General features: G+C 46.4%; 11 protein-coding genes, 1 tRNA gene and 2 pseudogenes. 8 read left to right on the top strand and 6 right to left on the bottom strand.

Annotation, left to right across the window (positions count from 1 at the left end; all coding sequences use genetic code 11):
* Window positions 1-20: 20 nt before the first annotated feature.
* From BCY86_RS10595 to hisG, 4 genes and pseudogenes are all read right to left on the bottom strand, one after another.
* On the bottom strand, window positions 21-368 hold the full coding sequence (locus BCY86_RS10595; protein ID WP_156865199.1) for an aminotransferase class I/II-fold pyridoxal phosphate-dependent enzyme: 348 nt from the start codon (window positions 366-368) through the stop codon (window positions 21-23).
* A gap of 247 nt (window positions 369-615) precedes the next feature.
* Window positions 616-1,269, bottom strand: a pseudogene (locus BCY86_RS08830) (histidinol dehydrogenase).
* A gap of 17 nt (window positions 1,270-1,286) precedes the next feature.
* A complete protein-coding gene (locus BCY86_RS08840) occupies window positions 1,287-1,565 on the bottom strand; it encodes a histidinol dehydrogenase (protein WP_156865200.1) in 279 nt (92 codons plus the stop codon).
* Between the two features lie 58 nt (window positions 1,566-1,623).
* The gene (gene hisG / locus BCY86_RS08845; protein WP_156865201.1) at window positions 1,624-2,187 is read right to left on the bottom strand and encodes an ATP phosphoribosyltransferase; all 564 of its coding nucleotides are present in this window, start codon (window positions 2,185-2,187) and stop codon (window positions 1,624-1,626) included.
* Between the two features lie 451 nt (window positions 2,188-2,638).
* Between hisG and BCY86_RS08855 the strand changes: the two genes are divergently transcribed.
* Window positions 2,639-2,980 carry an inositol monophosphatase family protein gene (locus BCY86_RS08855; protein ID WP_075277407.1) on the top strand — a complete coding sequence of 114 codons (342 nt, stop codon included), beginning with the start codon at window positions 2,639-2,641 and terminating at the stop codon, window positions 2,978-2,980.
* 53 nt (window positions 2,981-3,033) lie between these two features.
* Window positions 3,034-3,213 (top strand): annotated as a pseudogene (locus BCY86_RS10885) (inositol monophosphatase family protein); the annotation flags it as partial.
* Between the two features lie 68 nt (window positions 3,214-3,281).
* Here BCY86_RS10885 and BCY86_RS08865 read toward each other — a convergent pair.
* A tRNA-Ser gene (locus tag BCY86_RS08865) sits at window positions 3,282-3,368 on the bottom strand.
* Window positions 3,369-3,682: 314 nt separating this feature from the next.
* Between BCY86_RS08865 and BCY86_RS08870 the strand changes: the two genes are divergently transcribed.
* Complete coding sequence (locus BCY86_RS08870; protein WP_075277408.1) at window positions 3,683-4,315, top strand: methyltransferase family protein; 633 nt, start codon at window positions 3,683-3,685, stop codon at window positions 4,313-4,315.
* A gap of 39 nt (window positions 4,316-4,354) precedes the next feature.
* Window positions 4,355-6,481 (top strand): hypothetical protein, encoded by a 2,127-nt coding sequence (locus BCY86_RS08875; protein ID WP_075277409.1) that lies wholly within the window; start codon window positions 4,355-4,357, stop codon window positions 6,479-6,481.
* Here the strand turns inward: BCY86_RS08875 and BCY86_RS08880 are convergent.
* On the bottom strand, window positions 6,469-8,634 hold the full coding sequence (locus BCY86_RS08880) for a hypothetical protein (RefSeq protein ID WP_075277410.1): 2,166 nt from the start codon (window positions 8,632-8,634) through the stop codon (window positions 6,469-6,471). The two genes, BCY86_RS08875 and BCY86_RS08880, sit on opposite strands and share 13 nt — an antisense overlap.
* A 509-nt stretch (window positions 8,635-9,143) precedes the next feature.
* Between BCY86_RS08880 and rpoZ the strand changes: the two genes are divergently transcribed.
* The 4 genes from rpoZ (at window position 9,144) to BCY86_RS08905 (ending at window position 11,821) form a co-directional block, all read left to right on the top strand.
* On the top strand, window positions 9,144-9,386 hold the full coding sequence (gene rpoZ, locus BCY86_RS08890; RefSeq protein WP_075277675.1) for a DNA-directed RNA polymerase subunit omega: 243 nt from the start codon (window positions 9,144-9,146) through the stop codon (window positions 9,384-9,386).
* Window positions 9,387-9,469: 83 nt separating this feature from the next.
* The gene (locus BCY86_RS08895) at window positions 9,470-9,724 is read left to right on the top strand and encodes a hypothetical protein (RefSeq protein ID WP_075277412.1); all 255 of its coding nucleotides are present in this window, start codon (window positions 9,470-9,472) and stop codon (window positions 9,722-9,724) included.
* A 92-nt stretch (window positions 9,725-9,816) separates the two neighbouring features.
* Window positions 9,817-10,035 carry a hypothetical protein gene (locus tag BCY86_RS08900; protein ID WP_075277413.1) on the top strand — a complete coding sequence of 73 codons (219 nt, stop codon included), beginning with the start codon at window positions 9,817-9,819 and terminating at the stop codon, window positions 10,033-10,035.
* Between the two features lie 133 nt (window positions 10,036-10,168).
* The gene (locus BCY86_RS08905; RefSeq protein WP_083604306.1) at window positions 10,169-11,821 is read left to right on the top strand and encodes an Ig-like domain-containing protein; all 1,653 of its coding nucleotides are present in this window, start codon (window positions 10,169-10,171) and stop codon (window positions 11,819-11,821) included.
* Window positions 11,822-11,866 lie beyond the last annotated feature (45 nt).

The raw sequence follows: 11,866 nt of genomic DNA on the forward strand, positions 1-11,866 counted from the left end.
AATATAGGCTTCATCAACAGCTACGACGCTCGAACCTCCAACGCTTCACACAAAGAACAGATCACGCGAGGAGGGATACAGTTCCCTGTTGGATTATTGGGAGTACAAAGAAAGATCACCTTGATGGAAGGGGACCAAGCAGCCAACAAGCGCTCTGGATGAAACGTAAATCCTTCCTCTTCCTGGAGTGAGATAGAACGAACTTGAATCCCAGCTATTTCAGCAGCAACGCTATAATAGCCAAAAGCAGGTGGGGTAGTTACAACGGCGTCCAGTGATGAGACACAAAAAGCCCGAATCAACAGCTCAATTCCCTCATCCATTCCTCGTCCTTGCGTCAAGAGGAGGTGATCCGAAGGGACATTCATGATCTGAGACAATCAAGCGAGCAAAGGTGAAGGCTGTGGATTTGGATAGCGGTTCAATCTCTCTGTAACCGAATCGCCAGGATAGGGGGCACAAAAACTTTCTTCAGCATCAAGATGTACGAGTCCTTCTTCCACACCTTAGAGGGAGCAGAAGAGTAGTTGGACAAATGCAAGATCTCAGGTCTGACTAACTTTTTAAATCACCCCATTCTTTATCTCTCCTTACGAACTCAGTCGAGATGCATACTCACCGATCGCTAATGAGCAGAGAAGCCTTCCAGTGCAGCGCCACCACAGACCCTATTTCAAACAACCCCTCTAGCGTCAATTGTTGAAAGGTAATCGACTTCATAAACGTTTCTACACCCATTCCACTATAGACACACGCACACACGGTTGGCAATACATGGTTGGTTCCACTGGCACAGTCACCGACCGCCCCAGGCGTCCACGCACCCCAAAAGACAGAACCAGCATTGCGAACCCACTCGATATAATTCTCAGAAGCATTAATCTGGAGCATGAGATGTTCTGGCGCATAGAGATTAGAAATGTCAAAGCAGGACTTCAAATCTGGAGCAATTACAACTATGCTCTTTGCAAGTGACCGTTCAATGATCAATTTTCGTGAGAGATTTTCAATCTGCACGCGGATCTGTTTTTGTGTTTGTTGAGCAATCTGCTAACTAGGTGTAATCAACACCACCTGCGATTCTTCACCATGCTCCGCCTGAGCAAGTAGTTCACTTGCAATAAGATCCGGATCAAGCTCTTCATCTGCAAGCATAGCAGTTTCAGAAGGGCCAGCAGGCATGTCCAAAGCAGCATCTTGCGGATCAGCAGCCACTTGCAATTTGGTCTCCGTCACATGCACATTACCAGACCCAAAAATTTTATTCACCTTGGATCGTCACAATGTCATAGGCAAGCGCTGCGATCGCCTGTATCCCCCCTATAAATCTCTTTGACCCCGCACTTTAAAGCTATAAACAGAATCGCAGGACAAATAATGCCATACGGCAATCGGTAAGCAGCCTGCATCTTTTCTTCCGTCACTTTGAAATGTTCGAGACGAAATCGATCCCACTGAAGGGTAAATTGCCTCAGCGCATCATCCCCCTGCTGCCGAGCCTGACCAATTATCTCCCGAACCGAGCCGGAAATCGTTTTCCCTCTCCCGATACAGTGGCGCACCATGAGCTTCTGCTTTTCTACGTCACATCCCCAAGCTCTGTCCAAACAAACCGTTTCATCTTTATTCCATACTCTTTTCAATAGGCACCACGAGAATCGAAGTCGCCCCCAACGATTTCAGTTGTTTTATCGTATTCCAAAACACATCCTCTCGACTGACAGCGTGCAGGGCAACCTTGCTGCTCATCCCTCGTAACTCAACAACGGTGGTGGATTCACGCCCTGGAAGTGCCTTACAACCCAGAGGCAGCTTTTCTTTGTCCACATGAAGCATGATACATTTGCTGGTTGTTGCGTGAATGACTCCCTTCATTCTAAGCAACAGTTGATCTAGAAGGACGCGCTTGTTCCCCTGAACAGCATCAGGGTTCCCTACCAAAACTGCCTGGCTGTCTAGGACATGCTCTATTTCTTGGAGGCCATTCTCGATAAGTGTCCACTCTGTCGACACGAGATCGCAGATCGCATTTGCAATCCCTATCTTAGGAGCCATCTTTACCGAACCGTGCATGACCACAACCTGACTCTGAATCCCCCTCGCATCCAAGAAATACTTCAACGTATTCGGATATAAGGTAGCAATTGTACACCCTTGGAGACTAGCAACAGATTCGAGATCGCACATACTACTTTCAAGAAGACCAAGGATATCGTCATCCCTTACAAACAAAAAATCGATCCCTAACTGCCTTTCTCTGAACAGAAGGTGATTTGGATGAACTCTCCAAATCAAGACCACACTGTTTTAACAGATTGAGGTTCCCCTCTAAAAGCCTTCCTGACTTCTGCAAAGCGATACACAAATTGGGTTTCGAAGTCACCTTGAGCATTTTATTGTTCTATCAAGATAGTATATTCTATAAAGAATACCATTGTCTTTTAACCTTCAATGCACAAGGAAAAGGAGAAACCTCTTGGATACAGATAGCTCACCACATGGCTCATCTAGCCGGCACGATAACCATACGCTTTTTTCGTCAGAAGTTAGACATCTAACAGAAAGGGGATCCCCTTTCAATCGTCACCGCAGTTGATCGACAGGCGGAGCAAGCAGTGCGCGAACTCCTCCAAAAAGAGTGTCCCAATCATCGCATTTGGGGGAAGGGAAGGAATGTGGAGAAACTCGCGAGGAAAAAGAGTTCACGTGGGTGATCGACCTCATTGATGGGACAACAGCATTTGCCATGGGAAAGCCAACTTACACGTTTCTGGCAACCTTGGTGAAAAGTGGCATCCCCCTCCTTGGAATCCTTGATCAACCGATTTTAAAAGAGAGATGGATAGGGATCCAGGGAGAAATCTCTACATACAATGGGACACCGATCACCCCTTCCCCTCTCAATCCTTTACTGAACGCAAGCCTACAGTCCACTCCTCCTGATACGTTCCTTCACCCTAATGAACGCTATTGCTTTTAACAGATCAAAAAACACTTTTTGTTTTCTTCCTACGGAGGGGGGATGGATACGGTTTGGGGCTGCTCGTTTCAGGTGCCATCGATGCCACTGTAGAGGCTGACTTGAAATTTTATGATGTTGCAGCACCCATCCCGATCATTCAAGGTGCAAGAGGAATCATCACCGATTGGCAAGGAACTCCCATCTCCCCTCGATGGGATGGACAATGCTTTGCCTACAACCATCCTCTTTTGCACCGACAAATCCTTTCTCTCTATCCCCTAAATACCTCAGATCACATCCTTATTCTCAGGAGAATTTGCGGAGGAGAAGGGATTCGAACCCCTGGTACCGTTGCCAGTACGGCGGTTTTCAAAACCGCTGCCTTCGACCACTCAGCCACTCCTCCCTACATTTCATTGCTTGCACGAGAGACACAAGCCTCATTCTTAGCTTAATTTAGGGGCTCAAGGTACAAAGAAGCGACGCTCCCTCAAGTACTAAACACATGAGAGCAAAAGCACACACCTCCCTTTATCTTTTTCTTTCATACTTCTCATAATAGAAAAATAATGAAATCATGCACCCTATCTCGTCATAATATAGACAGGAAGAGGGAGGAAGGTTGATTCGTGTATGACGCAGTTCCTATTTGCTCTCATTTTCCAATATAATTGAATTTCTAAGATTACCTCCCTTCGATTAGCCCGAGGAGTCAAGTGTATGAAGCCTCTCGTTTTCTCCATCCTATTTATTTTTCTACCCATGATAGGAAACCCTCACAGAATGCTCCACCCAGGGCCATGGATCCTCACTCTCGCTATTTGGGCGATTCTGATCACCCATCCCCCTCTACCTACAATCAAAGAGATTATTCACAACCAATCCGATTGTCTTTCAGCTATTTACATCCTCATTGCTCTAGGTATTACCACCCTATCAGCTATTTTAGAATTCACTTACCGATCCATAACCACCCCATCCCCTTGGTCAATAACTTGCATCTCTGGAATTGCACTGATGGGGGGAGCTATCTTCCTCAGGGTATGGACCATTAACATCCTCGGAAAATTTTTCACAAGCACGGTGAACGATGACGGAAGTCCCTGGGAGTTAATTGAAGAAGGGCCTTATCATTTTGTTCGCCACCCTTCTTACCTATCTATTTTGCTCGCTTTCGTTGCGTCATTTTTGATGCTCCGCTCAACTTTATGCATTGTTCTCACATGCCTGCTCGTACTGCCATCCTATCTCTACAGAATCCATCGAGAAGAGCTGTTCTTGCAAGCAAAACTGAGGACAAAATATCAGATTTACCAACAGCACACCTGGAAATTGATCCCCTTTCTCCTTTAGTCCCCCCTCAGTCCTCACAATATGTAACGATATGCTCCCATGGACCTAAAAAAATCTTCCACTTTTCTTCAACGCATTAACACGCGATTTAAATTAAGCTGCGATGTATCGATCAAGATGGAAACCAACTCCAACCAGACAGGCCTGCGCAGTTACAAAGTTCATGACATTAGCCCATGTGGTTTCTCACTTGACATCCCCAGTGGGCTCCCCCCACCTTCAGTAGGTACAGTCTTCTCTTTCTTACTGCACTCAGGATTGAGCCATGGGCGCGGAACCAGCCGAGTGCGGTGGCAGAAAGAAATCCCAGGAAAATCCGGTTTTCGTCTCGGTGCTTCATTTGAAACACTTGATCCAGAAACGAAAACCATGATGAATGATCTCTTCGAAGCCCTTCAGAAAAATCATCCCACCTCTTCTTCTCCCCCTTCACCATTTTACGAGCTGGAAATACGCGATCCTGAGCTCATCTATTGCAGGATTCAAGAGCTCGCACGGATTGGTGAAACCCCATTTTTAACAACTGCATCAGGCACTTGCATAACTGCCCAACCGATCCTCGCTCATGCAGATACCGACAATACACCAGACAATCATGCAACGCTCTGCTGGGTTATCACACAAGATGCACCCCCTTCCCCCTTCACGATCCACATACCTGGATACAATTCGCTTTTTTACGGAAAAGTCCACGCAGTAGAACAGATCGGTTCCTGCTTGTACACATCACTTCCGAATCCATTGGTCTGTCGACGAAACCGAAAATATCGACGAATTCGGTTATCTTCAAATGATCCACTCCACATGAGCATTAGATCCCTTAACCTCCTATCGCTCATAGACATCTCTTATGAAGGTCTCTCTTTCCACACAGAAAAAGAGATTGTGGAAATCCGTACTGGTTCTTGGATACGCGATATCCAATTACAGAATCAATTCAACATTGCCTACTTACATGGAGAAGTCAAAGAAATTAGTAGAGTGCAAGAAGGGTGGATCTATCATCTACGCATCTATCCACGCCACTTCTGCGATGAGAAATTTTTGGACGCATGGGTCGGAGAACGCCTTCATCCTCATACGCACTCCGACAGCACGTGGGCAGAAAAATTGTGGACGCTGTATAATAGCTGCCAATATTTTGAGCTCTCTCTCAGAAAACGCTCTGACTTTGAGGACAGCAAACAAGATTTTATTCATGTTGCTGAACAGTTTAAAAATCACCCATCCATGGGCTGTCACGTGATCTGGCCATCGACAGGATGGGGAATCGCTGCAGCAACCTCAGGGATCAATCTGTATAAAAATACGTGGTATGCGTTTCACCTGGCGAAGATAAAAGGGGATACACCAGAAGGGATATCCAGTCGTTTTGTCCTACGCAATATTCACTTGCATTTATACGAGCGTGTTCAACGGCATGAATCCATTCAATGGATTATGACTTATCTCCTAGCGAAGAAAACTTGGAGTCGATTTTTTTATCATCATTTCGTTTCTCAATTCCCCTCCAGCAACGCAGTAGCCATAGTCCCTTTCCGTTTATTAGAAATGAATTGCGAGATCGACCCACCCTCCTCTTTTCCACCACCCCCTCATGAAGTGGTGCATGAGTTCTCCCCCTCCGTTATTGAGTTCATTGCAAATCAAATCGCTACAATACGTCCACAACCCTACGTGAAAGCTTTCGATTTTACGAAAGAACTGTTGCCCTTCGAAGACCTAAAAAAATACTGGAAAAGGGCAAACCTCGAGCGTGATAGGGCAATCTTTGTAGCCTACCAATCCGACGAGCCTCAAGCGGTAGCTATTGCCGAATACGCGTGCAGAGGGACTCATATTTTAGGGCTATTCAATATCGTACGTCTGTTTCCACTGAGCCCTCAGGGGTCTATTTACCTCCCCTCCCTTTTGGCAAAGGTGCGCAGATGGTTTCGGTACAAAGGGAGGAAGTGGTGCATGGTGGCCTTGGAAGAGGAGGCTACTCTACCCCCTTTAGAAGTCAGCCCGATGCTCGATATGGGAGCGGCAGATTTTGTGATCTTATCTGCCAAACATATCCCAGAAATGCTGGAATATTTGTATCAAATCACCCTCCCCAAAACCGGTGCTCTCCTTCCATCCGAACTTTCCCCGACAAGCAGTTCTTGGGCTTACATTCCTTGATGAATTCCGAATCCAGGCATCAGCATCGATATCATCCGAGTTGGATTTCTAACACTCTGGTTCTTGAGCCATTGAGTGGCAGATTCCATCTTTTGTACCCCCTCTTCACCCTGAGACAGCCAACCTAAATACCAACGCGCTGCAGAAGCGTAGCCTTTCATATCTCTCTGTGTACAAATATCAGAGGTCTCTTGCAACATTTTGACCGCATCGTCCCTTTGGTCATTTTGATAGAAGACAGCCGCTTGCGCAAAATGAGCCAACGGCTTAGCCCACCAACACTTCTCTTGCATGAGTTGCTGAATCACCTCTTCCGCACTATCCAACAAGGCTTTTCTGTGATCCACCTCTTCGCTCGCAGCTAAAACAGCGCGGAGTCGAAGGAACAAAGCTTCCACCCGAGGGGCTTCCACCCCCAAAACACCAGAATGCTGCAAAGCCATCCATTCCGATTCCACTCGCTGATGTGCAGTCACTCCATTTCCTTCATAGAGGTCAATATTCGCCATAGCAAAGAGATAATAATAATGCTGTAGGCTATAATACCCTGTGCTCCACTGACCAATGGCGTGCATCGCATGTTTTCTGGCCTCCTCAGACTGATCTCGAACGAGCCAAGCGATGTTCATATCCGTTGTTCTAAGCTGAACCGAAAAATAGAGATCGCCGCGATCCGTGGCAGCTTTGAAGGCTTCAAGAACCCCTTCTGAAAGTCGTTTATATTCTCCCATGTAGCAGAGCGCAACAAATAAAAAGGATTCGCAGGTATCCAGTTCCCAAGCAACCCCCGTACATTCTTTGGAAAAGATCTCCCTCGCTGCAGTTACCTCAAGAGTGCTCTTCTCCCACTGTCCAATTTCAAAACTGGCAATCCCCTTTGCGAGAGAGAGCAGCCCATTGATGTAGGGACGTTTCTCTACCTTACAAGCGATCTCTTCCACTTTACGAAGCAAAAAAGATGTCTCCGATGCAGCTGCTACCCCTCCAAAAGCAGTATCAATAGCTTTGATCGCTAACCCCCTAGCGATACGATAGGGTTCTCTCCACCGCAAAGCCATTAGCAAATGGGTCTCTTGCAACTCTGCCGCACGCCGCCCATCAACCATACTGAACCCCACCGCTGCAGACCAACAGATATCCATTTTGGCCAATTCGCTTGGAGGGATCTGACTTTCCTTTCGGATCCAGTTTAAGTACTTATAACCCCATCCCACCTTATGCAATAGGAAGAAACCCAACCTTTTCCAAGTCCCCCGGGATATATCCATCCCTACAAGCTTCAATAGGCTATCGAGCTCTTTGGCCCCTTCTTCCATATATCCACTCCAAAGAAGCTGTTCTGCGATCTTTCTACGCAACTCAACAATCTTTGGAACTTCAGTGAGCTGAACCACCACTTTACGGTACGTATCAGCCGCTTCTTTCCCTCGCCCTGCATTGGTCAGGACATCCCCCAGTCTGGTCAGAAGCACAACCGCCTCTCTTGAGTTGGGCGAAGTCAAACGCATGTAACTATGATAAAATTCAACCGCTCGATTAAATGCAAAGCTCTGCTCCGCTTTTTTTGCCGCTTGCAACAGATAGAAAGCGCTTTTTTTCTTATCTCCAGCTTCTTGCCAATGAAAAGCGAGCGCTTCAGGTTCACGCACACACAGCTCACTATTCTCAAGGATGAGAGCGATATCCCGATGGTAGGCAGTCGCCACTTCAGGAGCCATATGCAAACGAACAGCCTCTCGCACCTGGGCATGAGAAGGCTCAAAAAGAGATTCGTGATGCCTTGTCAACTTCGAAACCAAAAAATGGGCCACCTTCAATCTTCGAATGCACTCCACACAATCTTGCTCATGAAGTTGAGTGATACGAACGATCTCGCGCAGCGTGAGAGGCATCACCGAAAGGCAGACGATTTCAAGGATTTTTTGAGTTGAAGGGCCCAAATAACACATAATCCCCCAAATTAAATCCTTCAGGGTGTAATGATCTGGCATCGAAAAACCAGGAGGGGTCTCATAATTGTGAGCTGCCCTTAGCTCACCTAGGAGAAGTGCCATCTTAATGAAATGGGGGTGCCCTTTTGCTTCCCTCAGCAAAGTCTCTTGGAAGACCTGCCTCTCCCTCACCGATTCTGGATTCTCTTTATGAATAGACACCGTCCCCTCCATATGCAGGAGCTTTCGCCCTCTCGAATGCAGACCAACCTCTCCCAACAAGAAAGCAAAAAACGAATGACATGGATTCCTTCCCCTGGAAACCCCCATCATCTTGAATGACGAGCCCCATGTTGCCCTCCACATTCCACTCTAGATTCCAGCTTTGTGTAAGAACTGATAACCCTTCATCCACTACGCATCTTTCTTTTTTAAACATTTGTAAAACAGTTCAAAAGAGAAAAAAATAAAATTTGATCCTTTTCAACAAAGACACTTCATTGTGCGCTACTCTTGCGATGTCAGGGGAGCATAGGGGACCGAAGAACGCAGGAGGTGTCAAGTAATCTTAATTCTTTGTCCATATTTTCGATTGGACTTGCATTTCTAAAAACATCACATACATTTTTTTACATTCCTTCATTCTTCCATGAAGTCCCTCCTTATCCAGGATGGAGAGATTAGGAAAATTAGTCTACTTTCCTGCAGTTCATTACAGAAAGGGTTTTGGTATGGCACGGGTTACAGTAGAAGACGCTCTTGAACATGAAGACAATCGGTTTGCTCTTGTGATTTTAGCCTCTCAACGAGAAAGGCAGTTGCGCAAAGGGGCAGCTCCTCTCGTCCCTTCTAAAAACAAACCAGGCGTCACGGCTCTACGGGAGATTGCAGCAGGAAAAATTTCCTTCCATCGACCTAGCGCAGAGGCTGTAGCCGGCTGGATCCAGAAAATTAATCAGCGCAAGATGGGCTAAATTCGCTGCGCTGCAAGGTCAAGAAAACAACCTGCACCTCATCACCCAAAAGCTCGAGACGATTCGCAACAGTATTAATACTCTTGCAAATCAATGCAATCGTCCAAGAAAGGCGATCTGTATCCTCGCCGTATCAAAACAGGTCCCAAATTGAAGCGATACGAAAAGTCTATCAAGCAGGGAAGAACGCTTTTGGAGAGAATTACGCCCAAGAGCTCGCTGCAAAACCAGCAGCTCTCCGTGATATCTCCGATCTCGAATGGCATATGAAACGAATTCGCTCGCCTGAACACCGTGCAAAGCGAACGCATGTTTTAATCCAGGTTAACGTTGCATAGAAGCATCAAAAGCACAGCATTTCCCGCTCTAGATAAAGTCATGCAGGCAACCTTTCGCAAAACAGAATTTACTTTAATAAGGGCTTATGACCATGGCTTCACTCGCTTCTCTATCGATCACTCGCCACACCTTTGAACAAATCGCCGCCCTGCGTTTCAGCTACAATGCCACTTCACTCCCCGAACTGTCCACGGGAGTGTCCACCAATTTTGAAGAAGCAATCGAGGGCGGAGCAAATTGGAGCCGGCTAGGAACAGCCATTTTTGGTAGCAGACAAGCTCTATCCAACAAAAATTCGTCCCTTTATTAGTTTTTTTTGAACAATTGATCTAACTACTTCTTAGTGAGGAAATGCACACCGTTTCTTCCTGACCTTTCTCACTTTCTCTTCTTTACTTAGCTACCTCTCATTCCTTTGCCTTTACTTTTGGAGCTTCACTTCGATGACCTATTCTAGAATACTTGCTTTGCCGATGCTGGCCACTTCTCTTGTACTGCTTGGGAAGGAGGCTGCTGGCCAAAATGGTCCCGGGGCCGATGCAGATGTGACAGCTAGCATATGTGGCGATAACCGCAACTGTTCTGCGGTAGCTATCCCTCTTAAAACAGATTATATGAAGGGATTTCCTACTGCGGCCAATACAGGATGGATGCCGGCCTGCCCAGCCGTCAATGAACAAATTCCGGATCACTGCTCAGGCATTTATTTCCAGTTTCGTGCAGCCCTCGATCTCCGATCCATCAGCGGATTCCCCACTATTTCGGTGGACATGTCGCAGAAGGCAGTTATCAAAGCAACATGGGACCAAAAAAATCCAAAAAAGATTATTCTAACGCCAGCCAGCAATGGGCAAGGCATTTTTTCAGTCAAATATCGACTAACACCAATCACTGATCTGTATTTTCGTATTCCTCTCAATGCATCATTTAGCAGTCTCAAAGATCTAGAAATTGTGATGCCCATGAGTCTGATTCTTCAGACTGTGGCTGCGCCTAACACACCTGCAGACTCTTCCGGAACCATTTCATTCATACCGTGGGCCTTTGACCCAGTTTCACTGCAAACGAAGATCCAAGGGAATAATACACACTCCTCCATTCAAAAAAAAAGTGTCGACCTGCTGACCCTCAATGGGAAACAACTCAACGACATTGTCAACAACAATTGGTTTGATCCAGATCGGAATAAAACCTATATTTCCCTAGCAGCTGACGTACAGAGTACATTCGTGTATCAAACCGTCGAATTCAGTGTACCAGGGACAGATGGTTACTTCCGTGGAGTAGATAGTACTGTTGAATTCACTTGCGATAACGGCTCAGGGTGCGATGCCATCGAAGGAGACGCTGAACTAAAGGCTCAAGTCCCCTTTAAAGCAACCGTAGTCATATTTCCCGAGATCAAAGTCGCTCTCCAACTCAAGATACTTGGTGACGGTATTTTATCCATGTTCGGAGCGGCCGCTCTCAATCAAGTCCTTAATAGCGTAATGGACAGTATCAACAACAACATCCAAAATACCCTCTCCAACTCCAAAATCAACATCAATACTCCTACGCCTATCACACTAGATATTAAACAGCAGATCAGTATTCCCCTCCCCAACGTCAGTGTGCCTAATGCAGTCAGTTTTGGTCAGGTGTCTTCCGGGTTCGATGCCACCAAAACGGTTAAGATCCGCAATACTGGGAAAATGGCCGCACACGTAGAGAGCGTGACCAGCTCGAACAAAGCGTTTACACCAACTCCAGGGCCATTTGATATACCTCCCGAAGGAGACCACACAATTTCCATCAATTACCGCTCCACCACCAGTACAGGGACTGAAAAGGCTGATCTTATGATTGTCTCCAACGATCCTCGTTCCCCTCAAAAGATAGTCTTATCGAACAAAGACCCATCAGCCAGTGACGACGACTACGGGAAGAACTCAGCTGCAGACGACTCACAGGGCAACGACAATCAGGCCGCAACCTGCGGGAACTGTAAAGTCAATGTGGATGACAGTGCTTTTCTCACCATCCCAACGTTAGGTTGGTTCTTGAGGCGTCAACAGAACAAGCAAAAAACCACTTCCACCTCTCGCAATCCCTGAATCAAAAGATTTTTTCTACTCTCCATACATTTTTTTCGACTAATG

Origin of the sequence: Pajaroellobacter abortibovis (assembly GCF_001931505.1) — a bacterium.
Taxonomy (GTDB): domain Bacteria; phylum Myxococcota_A; class Polyangia; order Polyangiales; family Polyangiaceae; genus Pajaroellobacter; species Pajaroellobacter abortibovis.